This window comes from Paractinoplanes polyasparticus (genome assembly GCF_019710575.1).
In the GTDB taxonomy this organism is placed as follows: Bacteria; Actinomycetota; Actinomycetes; order Mycobacteriales; family Micromonosporaceae; genus Actinoplanes; species Actinoplanes polyasparticus.
This window is the reverse complement of the sequence record NZ_JAHWFK010000021.1, coordinates 1-15,338: the sequence shown is the minus strand read 5'-3', so window position 1 is coordinate 15,338 and position 15,338 is coordinate 1. Positions and strand designations below refer to the sequence as shown.

Sequence of the window (15,338 nt, the reverse complement as noted above, 5' to 3'; positions counted from 1 at the left end):
ACCCGCACAACATGAGCGCCACAAACAACCACCCGCACAACATGAGCGCCACAAACAACCACCCGCACAACATGAGCGCCACAAACAACCACCCGCACAACATGAGCAGGGCAGCAGCGAACAACATCGGGCAGAGCGTGAACGCCCCGACGCCGCCGCCGGCGCGGCATGAGCGGTAAAGGCACAGCGTGAGAGTCGCGGTCACCGGGGCCAGCGGCTTCTGCGGTGGAGTGGTGGCGCGGCTCGCGGCAGGGTCCGGCGCTGCCGTGGTCTGTCTGGGGCGGCGCCCGGGCCCGGTCGGCGAGCACGTCTACTGGGATGCGACGGCTACGACGCCCGACCTGGCCGGCGCCGACGTCGTTCTCCACTTGGCGGCCGCGGTCGGTGACTCCGGGGCCGAGCGGGAGTTCGCTGCCGTCAACGTCGACGGGACGCGGCGGCTTCTCGAGGCGGCCGGCACAACTCCGGTGGTCTGGGTGAGCAGCGCCAGCGTCTATCGCCCGGGGCCCTACCCGGCGCCGGTGCGGGAGGACCACCCGGTCGACGGGCAGCGGACGGCGTACGGGCGGACGAAGGCCGCCGGCGAGCGGCTGGCCCTGGCCGCGGGAGCGGTGGTATTGCGGCCGCGCGCGGTCTACGGGGACGGCGACCCGCACCTGCTCCCCCGGCTGCGGCGGGTCGTGCGAGGGGGCCGGGCCTGGTTGCCGGGGCCGGATGTGCCGTTGAGCCTGACGTCCGTCGACAACCTAGCGTCGGCTTGCCTGGCCGCGTGGCGGTGGCCGCCCGGCGCGTACAACGTCGCTGACGCGGCGGCCTATTCGCGGGACGCGGCGGTGGCGGCTGTGCTGGGGGTGCCGGTGCGGCACGTGCCCGTGCGGCTCGCGCGGGCGGTCGCTTCGGCGGGGCTGGTGCGGACTCTCACCCCGTACGCCGTCGACCAGGTGACCGACGGCCTGGTGCTGGACATCGGGCGCGCCCGTGCTCAGGGCTGGACGCCACGGGCCGGTCTCAGGACGACCTGATGATCCGACGGCCGGTCACGCGCTCAGGATGAACGCTCACGACGTCTTGACGACCCGGGAACGGGCGACCGTCGCCGCGACCGTGCCGTCGTTGCCCTGGACCCTGCGGCTGGTGACCATGTCGACCGAGAAGACGTAGCGGGTGTCGCGGTTGAGACCGGTCACCGTGGCTGTCCGGTAGCCGCAGGTCGCCCCGGGCGTGACGACCGTCCAGCCGACGTCGCGCTGGGGTCCGAGCATGGCGTCCTGGCTGATGGCGGTGATCCGGTATTCGACGATGTCCGACGTGGCCGGGTCGTACCAGGTCACGGTGCCGCTGGTGGCCCCCGCGGTGGCGTCGGCGCCGTTGATCACGTTGCCCTTGACCGGCGGGCAGGTGGAGGTGCCGGCGACCGTGGGCTTCGCGGTGGCGGTGGGCAGGGGCAGGAAGCCGCTGGGCAACGGGCTGCGGGTGCCGGTGCCCCGGCTCGGCACGGCTGACGGGGTGGCGCTGCCGGTGTTCACCACGACCCACGACTTGCCGCCGGCCCCGTCCTCGGCCGTGCTCGCCTTGTCACCGCTGCCGCAACCGGCCAGCACGAGCGGCGCGAAGACGAGAAGTCCCAGCCGACGACGCACGCAGCCCCCTTGAGGATCGGATCCGTTCGAGGAAACCGATCGTCCGGAGCGGCGATTCGCTTAGCCGTAGACGCGGGCGGGGGTGATCAGGACGGCGGTGCGGCGCTGCTCGCGCATCACGCGGTCGTATTCGTCCCAGTTGTCGTGGCTGCCCCCGGCGGCGGCGAAGACCTCGCGCAGCAGCAGCCGCAGGCCCTCGGCGTCGAGGCCCTGCCACGGGTCGTCGGGGCCGGCCAACTGTGCGCGGCCCTCGACGGCGGCCCACTTCCAGCCCTGGCGGAAGCCGACGGTGATCTGCGGGCGGGCCCGCAGGTTGGCCAGCTTCACCGGTCCGTACGTGACGAAGGCCAGATATTGCTCGCCGCGTGTGACGATGCCGGTGTTGACCAGGGAGGTCTGGATCGTGCTGTCGGCGCGCAGCGTCGACACGAGGGCCAGACCCGAGTCGGCCCGGCTGAGTTCCCAGGCCTCGGACAGCGTCATTCCCATGGGGGAACGCTACCGCGGCTGGGGCTGGCGGGCGTGGCGGTAGACGTCGCGGGCGCGGTTGGCGAGATCCTTGGTGGCGGCCGAGTTGACCCAGGTGCCCAGCACGATCGACGCGCCCGGGATCATCTTGGCGAACATGCGCCGGGCCGCGCGGACGCCCGCCATCTGGGCCAGCTTCATGCCGAGCCGCAGCATCACGCCGGACAACGGGCGCGCGGCCGCCCCGGCGAACAGCTTGACGGCGCGCTCGCGACCGGCGGCGACGCCCAGCGCCAGGCGGGCCGACTGGGCAACCTTGTGCACGCGCTGGAGCACCAGCAGGTCGGTCGCCCGCTCGGGCGCGGTCGGGTCGTGGCCGTAGGCGGCGGCGATGTGCAGCACCATGCGCGCCTGATTCCAGGCCAGGACGCCGACATCGAGAACCGCGCCGGGCAGGCCGGTGACCCCGGAGACGGCGCCCGAGATGCGGGCGAGCGTGGTGAACCGCTTGACGGCCACGTCGGCCAGTTGGTCGGGGGTGCGTTCCGGATTTTCGGCCCGCATGTGCTCGGCCCAGGCGGCTGCCTCGGGGCCCAGGCGGCGGACCGCTTCGAGGGCGAGGTGTTCCGGCGCGTACTGCGGGTCGGCCTTCATCCGCGACCACAGATTGCCGGGAGGCGCGTCGGTTTCGGTGAGCTCAGAGGGCAGATTCGAGGCTTCGGTCACCAGATCGCTCCGAGGGGGTAGGGAACGTTCCTTTGCCATTGTGCCGTGCACATGCACGTGCACGCGAGCCTTCGTGATCGTTGTGTTCAACCAGAGACCTGTCCGGCCGATATTCCGGAGCGTGACGAACGACCGCCGCGTGGCCCGCCTACGCCTTACCCCGCTCCTGGCCACCGCAGCACTCATGCAGGTCACAGCCATCGTGCTCTACGCGGTCAATGCCACGCATCCCCGGTTCGGCCCGGCCTGGGGCTGGCTGCCGGGCATCGTTCTGATGGGTGTGACAGCCGTCGCATGTTGGCAGACCGCCGGGACGCCGGGACTCGACCGGGTCGCCGTGCGGCTGTGGCGGTCGATCTCGATGTGCGCGGCGCTGATCGCCCTGGGCACGATCGGCGACGCCCGGCAGTCCATGGTTCACCCGGAGCGCGTCAGCCAGCAGCAGCACGATCTGCCCACGTCGATCTGCTACACGGCCGGCGTCGTGCTCGTCATCTGGGCCCTGCTGCGCCTGCCCCTGGGCGGCAACCGCAGCACCACCACCCGCTTCGTGCTCGACGCGCTCACCATCGGCGTCACCGTGACCGTCTTCGCGTGGTACTTCACGGTACGAGCCATCGGCAGCGGCGTCGGTCAGCGCACCACGGTGCCGATGCTGATGCTCGCCGTCCTGGGCCTGATCGTGGCCCTGGCCCTGGTCAAGGTCGCGATGACCGGCATGGGCGGCCTCGAGCACGGCACGCTGCGCTGGTTCGCCGCGGCCGCCATCCTCGGCACGGTCGGCGGTGGCCTGCTCCCGCTGGTCGTGCACATGCCGCCCGGCCTCAGCGTCTCGCAGATCTTCAGCCCGGCCACGATGCTGTGCGTCGCCCTCGCCGCCGACCGGCAGCGCCGGGCCGCCGGCCAGCCGCCCCGGCCCGTCCGGCGCCGGCTGTTCAGCGTGGTGCCGTACGCCGCGGTGGCCGCCACCGACGCCCTGCTGCTGTGGGTCAGCGGCGACTCCGGTGGGATCGTGCTCGTCGTGGCGGCGGCCGCCACCGTGCTGACCACGCTGGTCGCCGCGCGTCAGATCGGCGCGCTGCGTGAGAACGGACGGCTGCTGCACCGCGTCGACCAGCAGCTCACCCAGCTCAACGAGTACCAGGAAGAGCTCACCCATCGGGCCACCCACGACGGCCTGACCGGACTGGCCAACCGCGCCCTGTTCGAGCAGTCGGCGCAGGACCTGCTGGGCCGGGGCGAGCCGCTCTGCCTCGCCCTGGTCGACCTGGACGACTTCAAGACCATCAACGACCGGCTGGGGCACGCCGTCGGCGACGCCTTCCTGGCCGCCATCGCCGAGCGCTTCCGCACCCAGCTGCGCCACGGCGACCTGGCCGCCCGGCTCGGCGGCGACGAGTTCGGGCTGCTGCTGCCCGGCCTGACCGGAGCTGAGGCGGCCGCCGTGCTGGGCCGCCTGAACGAGGCGATGGGCCGGCCGCTGCGGGCCGGCGGCCACGAGCTGCTGGCCCGCGGCAGCATCGGGGTCGCGGAGGCCTGGCCCGGCGCCACCGCGGCTGAGCTGTTGCGGCGGGCCGACGTCGCGATGTACGCGGCCAAAGACAGCGGCAAGGGCCGGTTCGCCATCTACGACGACGCCCTGGAACGCACCCACGAGGCCGACCAGCAGCTCGGCGCCGACCTGCGCCGGGCACTCGACGCCGGCGAGTTCACCCTCGTCTACCAGCCGATCGTGTCGCTGCCGGACGGCGCCTGGTACGGGCTGGAGACGCTGGTGCGCTGGCCGGCGGGGAAGGTCGGCCCGGACACGTTCATCCCGATCGCCGAGCGCACCGGCCTCATCGTTCCGCTCGGCAGCTGGATTCTGCGGACGGCACTGGCTCAGCTGGCGGCCTGGGACGCCGAGTTCGGTGCGGCCGGTCCCCGCCACCTGGGGGTCAACGTCTCGGCCCGGCAGCTGCGCGAACCGGGCTTCGCCCAGGAGGTCCGGGACGCGCTGGAGGAGTTCGGCGTACGCCCGGAGCAGTTCGTCGTCGAGGTCACCGAGACCGCGGTCTTCGACGGCGGTGTCGCGCTGGACACGCTGGTCGCCCTCAAGCAGCTCGGGGTGCGGGTGGCGCTGGACGACTTCGGCACCGGCCACTCGTCGCTCGGCCTGCTGCGGACCGTTCCGGCCGACTCGCTCAAGGTCGACAAGTCGTTCGTGGCCGGGATCGACGGCGCCTCGGAGGAGGCCGTGATCGCCGCCGCCATGATTCAGATCACCCGGGGCCTGCACCTGCAGGCGGTGGCCGAGGGGGTGGAGACGGCCGCCCAGGCCGAAGCACTTTGCGACCTGGGCTACCGTTTTGCTCAGGGGTACCACTTCTCCCGCCCGCTGCCGCCCGCCGAGGTGCGCTCGCGCCTCGCCGAGAGCCAGTTGGCAAGATCGTCCATGGCCCGGAATTAATCACCGGGTCCGTTTGTTCGCAGGGTCACCCCCGAAAACACAGGAGGCCTCGACGTGCTCGATCCGAACGAGCTCTACGAGCTGGCCGACGAGCTGCCCGAGCTCTCCGAGCCGGTGCTGATACAGGCCCTCACCGGTTTCGTCGACGCCGGCAGCGCCATCCAGCTCGCGCGCGAAAACCTGCTCGAGCGCCTCGACAGCGAGGTCGTCGCGACCTTCGACCTCGACCAGCTGCTCGACTACCGCTCCCGCCGCCCTCCGATGATCTTCGACGAGGACCACTGGGTCAGCTACGAGGAGCCCAGCCTCGCCCTGCACCTCGTGCGCGACCAGCTCGGCACCGAGTTCCTGCTGCTCGCCGGCCCCGAGCCCGACCTGCAGTGGGAGCGTTTCATCGCGGCCGTCACGGGCCTGATCGAGCGGTTCGGCGTCCGCCTGACGGTGGGCCTCAACGCCATTCCGATGGCCGTGCCGCACACCCGCCCGGTCAGCGTCACCGCCCACGCCACCGACAAGTCACTGCTCGGCGACCGCGAGCCCTGGCTGCAGAAGGTGCAGGTGCCGGCCAGCGTCGGCAACCTGCTCGAGTTCCGGCTGGGCGAGAGCGGCCACGACGCCATGGGCTTCGCCGCACACGTGCCGCACTACCTGGCCCAGACGACCTATCCGGCGGCCAGCGAGCTGCTGCTCGACTCGGTCTCGTCGACCACCGGCCTGGCCCTGCCCACCGGTGAGCTGCGCGAGGCGGCCAAGGTCGTCCGGGAGGACGTCGACAAGCAGGTCGCCGACGACGAGCAGGCCGGCCGCCTGGTCACCTCGCTCGAGGCCCAGTACGACGCCTTCCTGCGCGGCCGCGAGGGCAACCTGCTGGCCGACAGCGACCGCCCGCTGCCCACCGCGGAAGAGCTCGGGGCCGAGCTCGAGCGCTTCCTGGCCGAGCAGCAGGGACGCGAGAACGACAGCTGATCAGCCCTTGGCGATGAAGTCCAGGGCGCGCGGGATGTGCCTGTCCCAGTACGACCACTCGTGCCCGCCCGGCTCGAACTCGCTGTCCAGCGGGATGCCGGCGCGGGCACACGCGTGCACGAACCGCTCGTTCTGCTCGAACAGGTGGTCCCCGGTGCCGCAGCGCAGCATCAGGCGCGGCAGGGCAGACCGGTCGGCCTGTTCGAGCAGGTGGAACAGGTCGTCGTCGGTGCCCGCGACGTCGCGCCCGGCGAAGACGCGATCCATCACCTCGCGGATGTGCGGGCGGTCGTCGTTCTTCTGCAGCCAGGCCACGTCGAGCGCGCCCGAGAGGCTGACCGCGGCGGCGAAGCGCTCGGGCTGACGCAGCGCCCACTTGAAGGCGCCGTAGCCGCCCATCGACAGGCCCGCGACGAACGTCTCCTCGCGCTTCTGCGAGACGTTGAAGAACCGGCCGACCACGCGCGGCAGCTCGTCCGACAGAAACGTCCAGAACTTCATCCCGTACGCCTCGTCGGCGTAGAAGCTGCGGTGCACCTGCGGCATCACGACGGCGAGGCGGTGGTCGTAGGCGTACCGCTCGATCGAGGTGTACCTGGTCCAGGCGGTGTGGTCGTCGGTGAGGCCGTGCAGCAGGTAGAGCACAGGCGGCGGCGCCGGCCCCTCCTGCGGCAGCACGACGGTCATGGACGTGGCCAGGTCGAGCGACTCGGCGTAGAAATCAACGTGGATCAGGGCCATCGGCCCAGGTTAGAGCAACGCGCGCAGGCGAGTGGCGAACCCTTCGGGGTCGGTCAGGTGGCCGAAGGCGCGTTCCGGCGCCGGGTTCGAGGGGCCCGCTCCGGCTCCAGCGACGGCGAGGCGGCGGGTGGGTGGTTGCGCTTTCCAGCCCGCGTACGCCTTCAGCAGCGCCGGGTCCCGCCGGGGCTCAGCGAACTGACGGTACGCCTCGGGCACCGCCGCCAGCCCGGCCGCCGCCACGACGTCGTCGACCGTGTCCGGCAGCTCGCCGGCCGGCTCGTCCACGGTGAGCAGGCAGTGCGTGGCGTACGCGTCGGCGAACGCCACCGCCAGCCAGGCCGCGGTGCCGTGGCCGACGACGATCGGCGCCCGGTGCAACTGCAGGTCCTGCACGAGACGGGCCAGGTCGGCGGCCACCCGCTCCAGGCTGTAGTCCGTGCGCGGCGGGCACTGCCCGTGGCCGGGCAGGTCAGGCGCGATCACCGTGCAGTCGCCGGCCAGCTCGGCCGCGACCGGCCACCACATCGTCCGATCGAAGAGCAGCCCGTGCAGCAGCAGAACCGGCCGCCCGAACTCGCCCCAGCGGTCGTAGACGAGCCGGTACAGCGGGCTGTTGGTCGCGTGCGTGGAACGGCGTGGGGGCTGCGGCTGCATCAGCGTCGGTCCTTCATCGGCCGGGAGCACGGAGTGTCGCCATACCCCCGGAACGGATTTCGAAGCGCCGCAGCCGTCCCCGTTACGAGACGTTTATCGAAGCAACAGTCAATTCGCAGTCAGCGCGATGGTCAGCGCGCCACAGGCCGAACGCGACCAGCACGGCCCCGCCGACGAGGCCGACGACGTTGGCCGCCACCACCGACTCGGTCGCCGAGACCACCGAGGCCACGATCGCCACCGAGGCCAGGTGGCCCAGGGCGATCGGCGGCAGCGACCTCAACAGCACGAGGCGGGAGCGCTCCTGCATGCCCCGGGCGACCGCGAACAGCCAGCCCATGGCCGGATTCAGCCCGTGGAAGGCGCCGAGCCCGGCCAGGGCCAGGATCTGCCCCCAGCTCACGCGGAGGGGAAGCAGTACGAGTCGGAGCTGGCGTCGCCGCCCTGCAACCGGGTCTGGTGCACGCGGCGGCCGCGGAACTCGTCACCGTGCGGGAAGAACTTCGGGTCCATGGCCAAGCCGCCTCGAGAGGAATCGACGTCGATCTTGGCCAGCCAGGCGCCGACCCCGTCCGGGTAGAACTGGTCGTCCCACGAGCCGTACAGCGAGTTGGTCACGTACACCCGCTTGCCGTCGCGCGACACCTCGACCATCTGCGGGCCGCCGGCCAGGCGTTCCGCCGGGAACGACGGGTGGGCCACGCGACCGACGATCCCGCCCAGGCGCACCGAGCCCACCTCGACCGGGTGGAACGGGTCGCTCACGTCGTACTGCTTGAGCTCGCCCGTGCCCCAGCACGAGACGTAGAGGAACTTGTCGTCGACCGACAGGTCGATGTCGGTGACCAGCGGCGGCACGGCCCCGAAGGGTTGCAGCGCCGGCGGCAGATCTTCGGTGGCGGCGGGCTCGGCCGGGATGTCGATCACCTTGGTCACCCGGAACTCGCCGGCCTCGCGGTGCCACACCCAGATCGACGCGGACAGGTCCTCGACGCTGACGACCACGCCGACGAAGCCGTACTCCCGGGTGGGCTCGTGGGCCGGGCGCAGCTCGAGGGTCATCTGGTACTGATCGCCGAGGTCCCGACGTGGCCGTTGCCCAGGGCCGAGACATAGATGCCGTCGGGTCCGCAGTGGATCGTGTGCGGCCGCGAGTAGCCGGCCTTGGCCGCCAGTTCCTCGGCCGGGATCTCCTTGACCACGCGCGGCGCCCGCGGGTCGTCCTTGGTGTCGAGCACGTAGATGCGCGACGACCGCAGGCCGGGCACGATCAGGTAGCTCCGCTCGACGTGCGGGTGCGGCGCGGCCGGGCAGAGCGCGCTGCTGCACGCGTTCCATCCGAAGTGGTGCAGCTCGTCACCGGTGTGCGGCAAGTCGGTCCAGCCGACGACGCGGCCGTAGCTGTCCACCGGGTCATGTCGCTCATCCTCACCCGGCAGCCACCCGGTGACCAGAGTCACAACAGTCAACAGGTTGTCAACGGGCGTCGAGGGGCAGCCGCACCAGCACCGTCGTGCCCTTACCCTCGTGGTCGACCAGCTCGATGCTGCCGTGGTGCCGGGTGACCACCGCCCGGCTCAGCGTCATGCCCAGCCCGGTGCCGGGGATCGCCGAGTCGCGGGCCCGGCTGGTGCGGTAGAACCCGGTGAACAGCTTCTCCCGCTCGTCGACCGAGACGCCGAGCCCGGTGTCGGACACGGCCAGCTCGGCGGCCCGGCCCGAGGTCTTGAGCGTGATCCCGATGTGCCCACCGTCCGGGCTGTACTTGACCGCGTTGCCCAGCAGGTTGTCGATCACCTGGCGCAGCCGCTTGCGGTCCCCCGGCAGCACCAGCTGCTCGGGCAGGTCGTCCTCGATGACCAGGGGCGCGCCGGCGACCGCCGTCCGGGCCTTGGCCACCGAGTCGCGCACCACCTCGGCCAGGTCCATCGGCGTGAGCTGGACGTCGGCGTGACCGGTGTCGAGCGCGGACAGCTCCATGAGCTCGTTGATGATGTCGCGCAGCTGGTGCGCGTTGCGCTCGATCACCTCGATCAGCCGCGGGCCGTCCTTGATCAGGCTCACCTCGTCGGCCTCGCGCAGCAGCTCGGTGTAGGCGCTGATCGACGTCAGCGGCGTCCGCAGCTCGTGCCCGACGAGGGCCAGGTACTCGTTCTTGCTCCGGACCAGCTGCCGTTGCAGGTCGTCCACCAGGTGTCTCTCGACGAACTGGCCGATGTGCGCGGCGATCCCGGACATCAGGGCCAGCAGTTCGTCCTCCGGGTCCTCGACCGTGTCGGCGAACACGGTGAGCACGCCCAGGGTCTCGAAGCCTTCCCGTACGGGCACCGCCAGCGCCGAGTGCAGGGCCCCCGACGCGGCGGTCTCGGGCGAGATCAGGCTCTGCGGCCGGCCCACGTCGCGGATCCACAGCGGCTTGCCCACCTGCCACGCCCGCCCGGCCAGCCCCACCCCGAACGCCAGGTCGACCGGCACCTCGATGTCGGACTGCCAGCCCGGCGCGCTCCACCGCGCGACCGAGCGCACGACCCCGGCCGCCTTGTCGACCAGCCACAACTCGGCGTGCACCCATTCCAGCGTGCCCACCACGGCCTCGAGCACGCGGGGGCCGGCCGCCTCGATGCTCGGCGCGTCGGCCAGGGCCGTGGTCACCGCCAGCTCGCAGGTGCGGAACCGCTCGACCCGCTTGCGGCGGGTGACGTCCTGCACGGCCTGCACGGCCCCCACGGTCTGCCCGCCCGGCCCGATGATCGGGTGCGCGTCGACCAGGTAGTGCCGGGCCCGCCGGTTGTGGCCCGGGAGCACGACGTCGCTGTCCTGCAGGTGCTCGCCGCGCAGCGCGCTGTGCAGGCCCAGATCCTCACCGGCGGCCCCGATGTCGGCCCAGATGCGGCGCATCCGCTCGTTGACGAAGACGATCCGGCCCTGCTCGTCGCAGGCGGTCACGCCGTCGTGCAGGCTGTCGAGCACCGCGTCGAGGAAGCGGCGCTGGCGGTCGATCTCGTACCGGGAGAGCTGCTCCGTGATCAGCAGCGCGCCGACCAGGGCCGCCGCGGCCACCGACGACTGTTCCTGGGCCGACCACTGCCGTGGCTGGTGGTCGGCGGCACAGCAGACGGCCAGCACGTTTCCGTTGCCGTCGCGCATGGGGTGGCCGAGGTAGGCGCCGGTACGTCCGGGCGGCACGCGCTCATCGGCCGAGAGGTCGTCGATGACCAGCGGGACGCCGGACTCAGCCACGATGGCGGCCAGGTTGCCCTTGAGCGGGGCCTCGGCCAGCCCCCAGTCGTCCGCCAGCCCGTGACCGCCGTACAGCCGCAGGGTGTCCTCGCGCACGAGATAGATCACGCCGACCGGGGCGTGCGCGGCCCCGGCGAGCAGGCCGGCCAGCTCGTCGGCGCCGCCGCTCTCCAAGGAGGCCGGGTGCAGCGCGGCGACCTCGTGCAGCAGGTCCTCGTCGAGACGCCCGGCCTCTTTCACCCCACCAGCCTATAAGGCGCTATTTACGCAGAAGACCTATTTCCGGTACGACGCCGGTAGCGCAGGTCGGCGATGGGCCGCCCCGCCCCCGCGCCGCGTCGCTCGAACTTCGTCTCGGGACGCCCGGCCCGGTCGTGGCCGAGCAGTTCGAGCCCCGGATCGGCGTCGAGCGTGGCCGCCATCGCCTCGGCGTAGTCGGGCCAGTCGGTGGCACAGTGCAGCACCCCGCCCGGGCGTAGCCGGTCGCGCAGCAGGGCCACGTTCGCCGGCTGCACGAGGCGGCGCTTGTGGTGGCGGGCCTTGGGCCACGGGTCGGGGAAGAAGATGTGCACGGCGTCGAGGCTGCCGGGCGCGAGGCGGTGCACCAGCTGCATCGCGTCGCCCCGGGCCACCCGTACGTTGGACAGCTTTTGATCCTGCACCTCGGCCAGCAGGTTGCCGATGCCGGGCGTGTGCACCTCGATGCCGAGAAAGTCGCGGCCCGGCTCGGCGGCGGCCGTCGCAGCCAGGGTGTCGCCCATGCCGAAGCCGATCTCGAGCACCTTGGGCGCCCGATCGCCGAACAGCTCGTCCAGGTCGAGCGGGGTGCGGTCGCCGTCCAGGACGGTCAGACCGAGACTCGGCCAGAGGGCGGCGTGCGCGTCGGAGTGGCGGGCGCTCATGCGGCCCCGGCGTGGGTGGAAGGTGCGGATCGGCGGGTGGGTCACGCCTGTCTTTCTACGCTGAGACGTCGATCCGGCTCGCGGCGCCCTGGCTCTGCGCGAGGTAGGTGAGGGCCTTGGGCAGAAGCCCGGCCACCGGGTTGGGGCCGCCGGTCCGCTCGTACCGCCGGTCGAGGTCCTTGAGGTAGAGACCCGTGACCTCCTGACCGGGCGCGAGCCGGCCCGCGGCACGCTCGGCGGCGAGAATCGCGGCGAAGGCGGTGGCGCTCTGCTGGGCGGGGTCGCGCACACCGGTGACCTGGAAGATCAGCTCGCGGTCGCGGCCGGTCAGGTTCTCGTCCGAACGGTCGGCCGGCTTCTCGGTTCGCGGCGCCCGGTGCAGCGGCGCGAGCGGCGAGTGGGGGGTACGAGCGGTGCCCAGCCCGGAGACGGTCATGCATGCTCCTCAGCAACGTTCCTGCTCCCGATCACCACCCCTATCGGCAACCTCGCGGATCGGCTTAGCGCACCGGCTGCACGCTGGGCTGCGAACCCTCGTGGAAGGGGGTGCGGACGCCGGTGGCCAGGCCGACGATCATCACCCAGGAGCCCTTGCCGTACTGACCGGTGGCCACCGCCCGCTTCGCGTCGATGTAGGCCAGCTCCCGGTCGAGCGCTCCCCCGACGGTCCGCTTGGCGCGGGTCTTCGTGTCGTACTCGACCAGGTGCACGGGCCGGTCGGCCGCCTTGGTCTCACCCTTCTCGTACGCGGTCCAGGCCAGCTTCGCGCCGTCCGCCCGCCAGCTCGGCACCACGGCGAAACCCTTGTTCTGCAAGCTGCCGCCGCCGTACGCCGCGATCGTCTGCTCGCCGCCGGTGGCCACCGTCCCCACGCTCAGGCAGGCGTCGTAGACCGACTCGCAGTCACCGCCCCGGAACGCCACCTTGGCCCCGTCGGGCGACCAGGCAACCGCGTCGTCCGTGCTCAGGCGCTCGCTCAGCGACCCCGTGCGCGCGGTGACCGGCAACGGCTCGGGCGGCAGATCCTCGCCGCGGCAGTCCCGCGGGAACAGCACCTCGGCCTTCCCCCCGGTGGCGGCGATCCGATAGACGCCGGGCCCACCCGAGCACGACAGCGACGCGAAGGCGATCGACCTGCCGTCCGGCGACCACGACGGCCCGGCCGCGGCACGTGTCGAAAGCTTGCGCTGGCTGCCACCGTCGGCCCGCATCACCCAGAGCAGCCCGCGCTTCAGGTACGCGATCGACTTGCCATCGGGCGACCAGCGCGGCCGGGCATGAGCACCGCCGGTCGTGAGGCGCTTCTCCGCACTGCCCTTGCTGACATAGATGTCACCGTTACGGACATAAGCCACCAGAGTCGACAGGCTCACGGGCGCAGCCACAGCTTGCGCCGCCACAGCTTGCGCTGCCACCGGGTGCAGCATCGCGCCCGCCGCTACCCCGGCCAACGCCAGATTCCTGACCAGCACCTTCATGACGAACGCCCCCCGACGCGCCGGACCTGCCTCGTACACCGAGAGGATCGTCGCAACCGTTCTGCTCCTAAGTGATTCCCGGCGGGAAACCCCGGAATTTCACTCCGCCGGGCCGCTTTCGCCCGGGTTCGCCTCAGGGCGGCGCGACCCGGTCGGCTCAGGCGGGCGCGTCCAGGGCTTCTTCAGGCCGGCGCCGTCTGGGTCTGCTCAGGCCGGCGCCGTCTGGGTCTGCTCAGGCCGGCGCCGTCTGGGTCTGCTCAGGCCGGCGCCCTCTGGGTCTGCTCAGGCCGGCGCCCTCTGGGTCTGCTCAAGCCGGCGCCCTCTGGGTCTGCTCAAGCCGGCGCCCTCTGGGTCTGCTCAAGCCGGCGCCCTCTGGGTCGGCTCAAGCCGGCGCCCTCTGGGTCGGCTCAAGCCGGCGCCCTCTGGGTCTGCTCAAGCCGGCGCGACCGGGTCGCCCCCAGGCCGGCGCGACCGGGTCGGCTCAGGCCGGTGCAGCCGGGTTGCTTTCGGCCAGGGCGTCCAGCTCGGCGAAGAAGCCGGGGTACGTCTTGGCCACGCAGCCCGGGTCGAGGATCTCGATGCCGGGAGCGCGGAGGCCCAGCAGGGCCAGGCTCATCGCCATGCGGTGGTCCTCGTATGTGTGGAACGCCGTCGGGCGCGGGGTGCCCGGCTGGATCGTGAAGCCGTCCTCGTCCTCGACCGCGACGATGCCGGCCCGGCGCAGTTCGGTGACCATCGCGCCGATCCGGTCGGTCTCCTTGCCCCGGATGAAGCCGATCCCCCGCACCCGAGTCGGCGAGTCCGCGAACACGGCCACCGCGGCCAGGGTCTGCGCGGTGTCGGAGATGTCGGCCATGTCGACGTCGACGCCGCGCAGCGGGCCCGAGGAGGCCACGGTCAGCGAGTCCGGCGTCCGGGTGACCGTGGCGCCCATCCGTTCGAGGATGTCGGCGAACCGCACATCCCCCTGGAGGCTGCCCGACCCGAGCCCACGCACGGTAACCCGGCCACCGGCGACGGCTGCCGCCCCGAGGAAGTAGGACGCGGCGCTGGCGTCGGGCTCGATGTCGTAGGCACAGGCCCGGTAGGAGCCCGGCCGGACGGTGAGGTCATTCACGCGTACGCCGAAAGCCGCCATCACGGCCTTGGTCATCTCCACATAGGGCACCGACACGAGCTCGGAGGTCAGCGACACCTCGAGCCCGTCACGCGTCAGGGGCCCGGCCATCAGCAGGCCGGAGAGAAACTGGCTGGAGATGTGCCCACTGACGTGCACCGCCCCGCCACGCATCGGTCCGCTGACCGCAGCCGGCAGGAAACCGGACTCGCCCAGCTCCTCGACCTTGGCGCCGGCCTGCCGCAGGGCGTCGAACACCGGCCCGAACGGGCGGGCCCGCAGCTGCTGGGAGCCGTCGACGACCGTACGCGGGCCGAAAATCGCCGCCGCCGGAAGCACGAAGCGCGAGGTGGTGCCCGACTGGCGAGCATTGACAATCGCACCCGCGACCGGCCGCCCGCCACCGTGGACGACGACCGTCTGCCGGCTCTCATCGGCCCGCACGCCCGCGCCGAGCGCCTCGACCGCGCTCATCATGGCCCTGGTGTCGTCAGCGAACAGCGCTCCCCTCAGCGTCGAGACACCCGGCGCCAGCGCGGCACAGATCAGCGCCCGGTTCGTGATGCTCTTGGACCCGGGCGGCCGCACCTCCGCGTCCAGTTCCCGTCCTACCGGCCGCACCGCTCGAGTCGAAGTCATGCCGACATCCTCCCGGCGCCATCCCGACCCAGCCCGCACATTTCCGGCGGCTGGGACAACCGGCCGAGCCGCTCAGGCAGCCTGCTCCGACCGACCGCTCCGGCGCGCTGCTCAAACGAACGCTCAACAGACCGCTCAAACGAACCACCCCCGCCGCGCCACTCAAACAACGCTCAAACAGACCGCTCAAACGAACAACTCCGCCGCGCCGCTCAGACCGACCGCTCAGCCCCGCGGCGCGGATGGCCTCCTTGCACGGGCCGCCACGTTGCGCTGCACGTACGGGTCATTTGGAAGGCAGCCCGAACCGCCCGCTCA

Annotated in this window: 16 protein-coding genes; 3 read left to right on the top strand and 13 right to left on the bottom strand. The window is 71.9% G+C overall.

The features are described 5' to 3' along the window. Nucleotides 1-188 precede the first annotated feature (188 nt). Entirely contained in the window at nucleotides 189-1,022 is an 834-nt protein-coding gene (locus KXC43_RS21280; protein WP_221377866.1) for an NAD-dependent epimerase/dehydratase family protein, read from the top strand. Nucleotides 1,023-1,058: 36 nt separating this feature from the next. Here KXC43_RS21280 and KXC43_RS21275 read toward each other — a convergent pair whose 3' ends face one another. Genes KXC43_RS21275 through KXC43_RS21265 form a run of 3 tightly spaced genes read right to left on the bottom strand, consistent with a single transcriptional unit; the run spans nucleotide 1,059 to nucleotide 2,873 of the window. Next, nucleotides 1,059-1,640 (bottom strand): fibronectin type III domain-containing protein, encoded by a 582-nt coding sequence (locus KXC43_RS21275; protein ID WP_221377865.1) that lies wholly within the window; start codon nucleotides 1,638-1,640, stop codon nucleotides 1,059-1,061. A 60-nt stretch (nucleotides 1,641-1,700) separates the two neighbouring features. Next, a complete protein-coding gene (locus tag KXC43_RS21270; RefSeq protein WP_221377864.1) occupies nucleotides 1,701-2,129 on the bottom strand; it encodes a TIGR03618 family F420-dependent PPOX class oxidoreductase in 429 nt (142 codons plus the stop codon). Between the two features lie 9 nt (nucleotides 2,130-2,138). Continuing rightward, nucleotides 2,139-2,873 carry an EcsC family protein gene (locus KXC43_RS21265; RefSeq protein WP_221377863.1) on the bottom strand — a complete coding sequence of 245 codons (735 nt, stop codon included), beginning with the start codon at nucleotides 2,871-2,873 and terminating at the stop codon, nucleotides 2,139-2,141. Between the two features lie 82 nt (nucleotides 2,874-2,955). Here KXC43_RS21265 and KXC43_RS21260 point away from each other — a divergent pair, with 82 nt between their 5' ends. Both KXC43_RS21260 and KXC43_RS21255 read left to right on the top strand, forming a co-directional pair. Further along, nucleotides 2,956-5,283: a putative bifunctional diguanylate cyclase/phosphodiesterase gene (locus KXC43_RS21260; RefSeq protein WP_221377862.1), complete on the top strand. Its 2,328-nt coding sequence runs from the start codon at nucleotides 2,956-2,958 to the stop codon at nucleotides 5,281-5,283. A gap of 54 nt (nucleotides 5,284-5,337) precedes the next feature. Then, nucleotides 5,338-6,249, top strand: a complete 912-nt coding sequence (locus KXC43_RS21255; RefSeq protein WP_221377861.1) for a proteasome assembly chaperone family protein — start codon at nucleotides 5,338-5,340, stop codon at nucleotides 6,247-6,249. Here the strand turns inward: KXC43_RS21255 and KXC43_RS21250 are convergent, their stop codons facing one another. The 10 genes from KXC43_RS21250 to aroA form a co-directional block, all read right to left on the bottom strand. Further along, nucleotides 6,250-6,990 carry an alpha/beta hydrolase gene (locus KXC43_RS21250; RefSeq protein ID WP_221377860.1) on the bottom strand — a complete coding sequence of 247 codons (741 nt, stop codon included), beginning with the start codon at nucleotides 6,988-6,990 and terminating at the stop codon, nucleotides 6,250-6,252. It abuts the gene before it with no gap. Nucleotides 6,991-6,999: 9 nt separating this feature from the next. Beyond that, nucleotides 7,000-7,644, bottom strand: a complete 645-nt coding sequence (locus KXC43_RS21245; protein ID WP_221377859.1) for an alpha/beta fold hydrolase — start codon at nucleotides 7,642-7,644, stop codon at nucleotides 7,000-7,002. A gap of 82 nt (nucleotides 7,645-7,726) precedes the next feature. After that, a complete protein-coding gene (locus KXC43_RS21240) occupies nucleotides 7,727-8,047 on the bottom strand; it encodes a hypothetical protein (RefSeq protein WP_255644510.1) in 321 nt (106 codons plus the stop codon). Then, nucleotides 8,044-8,706 carry a selenium-binding protein SBP56-related protein gene (locus KXC43_RS51070; protein WP_255644509.1) on the bottom strand — a complete coding sequence of 221 codons (663 nt, stop codon included), beginning with the start codon at nucleotides 8,704-8,706 and terminating at the stop codon, nucleotides 8,044-8,046. The genes KXC43_RS21240 and KXC43_RS51070 overlap by 4 nt, the downstream gene beginning before the upstream one ends. Further along, complete coding sequence (locus KXC43_RS51065; protein WP_308129181.1) at nucleotides 8,703-9,104, bottom strand: selenium-binding protein SBP56-related protein; 402 nt, start codon at nucleotides 9,102-9,104, stop codon at nucleotides 8,703-8,705. The genes KXC43_RS51070 and KXC43_RS51065 overlap by 4 nt, the downstream gene beginning before the upstream one ends. 16 nt (nucleotides 9,105-9,120) lie before the next feature. Beyond that, on the bottom strand, nucleotides 9,121-11,124 hold the full coding sequence (locus KXC43_RS21230; protein ID WP_221377858.1) for an ATP-binding protein: 2,004 nt from the start codon (nucleotides 11,122-11,124) through the stop codon (nucleotides 9,121-9,123). A gap of 23 nt (nucleotides 11,125-11,147) precedes the next feature. Further along, on the bottom strand, nucleotides 11,148-11,786 hold the full coding sequence (gene trmB / locus KXC43_RS21225; RefSeq protein ID WP_221377868.1) for a tRNA (guanosine(46)-N7)-methyltransferase TrmB: 639 nt from the start codon (nucleotides 11,784-11,786) through the stop codon (nucleotides 11,148-11,150). A 55-nt stretch (nucleotides 11,787-11,841) separates the two neighbouring features. Next, the gene (locus KXC43_RS21220; protein ID WP_221377857.1) at nucleotides 11,842-12,222 is read right to left on the bottom strand and encodes a hypothetical protein; all 381 of its coding nucleotides are present in this window, start codon (nucleotides 12,220-12,222) and stop codon (nucleotides 11,842-11,844) included. 64 nt (nucleotides 12,223-12,286) lie between these two features. Beyond that, nucleotides 12,287-13,264 (bottom strand): TolB family protein, encoded by a 978-nt coding sequence (locus tag KXC43_RS21215; protein ID WP_255644507.1) that lies wholly within the window; start codon nucleotides 13,262-13,264, stop codon nucleotides 12,287-12,289. Nucleotides 13,265-13,745: 481 nt separating this feature from the next. Next, nucleotides 13,746-15,020, bottom strand: a complete 1,275-nt coding sequence (aroA, locus tag KXC43_RS21210) for a 3-phosphoshikimate 1-carboxyvinyltransferase (protein ID WP_221377856.1) — start codon at nucleotides 15,018-15,020, stop codon at nucleotides 13,746-13,748. Nucleotides 15,021-15,338: the final 318 nt, after the last annotated feature.

Excerpts from the sequence above, each read along its gene's own strand:
- KXC43_RS21270 (WP_221377864.1), bottom strand. The coding sequence starts at position 2,129 with ATGGGAATGACGCTGTCCGAGGCCTGGGAACTCAGCCGGGCCGACTCG.
- KXC43_RS21265 (WP_221377863.1), bottom strand. The coding sequence starts at position 2,873 with ATGGCAAAGGAACGTTCCCTACCCCCTCGGAGCGATCTGGTGACCGAA.
- KXC43_RS21250 (WP_221377860.1), bottom strand. The coding sequence starts at position 6,990 with ATGGCCCTGATCCACGTTGATTTCTACGCCGAGTCGCTCGACCTGGCC.
- KXC43_RS21245 (WP_221377859.1), bottom strand. The coding sequence starts at position 7,644 with ATGCAGCCGCAGCCCCCACGCCGTTCCACGCACGCGACCAACAGCCCG.
- KXC43_RS51070 (WP_255644509.1), bottom strand. The coding sequence starts at position 8,706 with ATGACCCTCGAGCTGCGCCCGGCCCACGAGCCCACCCGGGAGTACGGC.
- trmB (WP_221377868.1), bottom strand. The coding sequence starts at position 11,786 with ATGAGCGCCCGCCACTCCGACGCGCACGCCGCCCTCTGGCCGAGTCTC.
- KXC43_RS21220 (WP_221377857.1), bottom strand. The coding sequence starts at position 12,222 with ATGACCGTCTCCGGGCTGGGCACCGCTCGTACCCCCCACTCGCCGCTC.
- KXC43_RS21215 (WP_255644507.1), bottom strand. The coding sequence starts at position 13,264 with ATGAAGGTGCTGGTCAGGAATCTGGCGTTGGCCGGGGTAGCGGCGGGC.
- aroA (WP_221377856.1), bottom strand. The coding sequence starts at position 15,020 with ATGACTTCGACTCGAGCGGTGCGGCCGGTAGGACGGGAACTGGACGCG.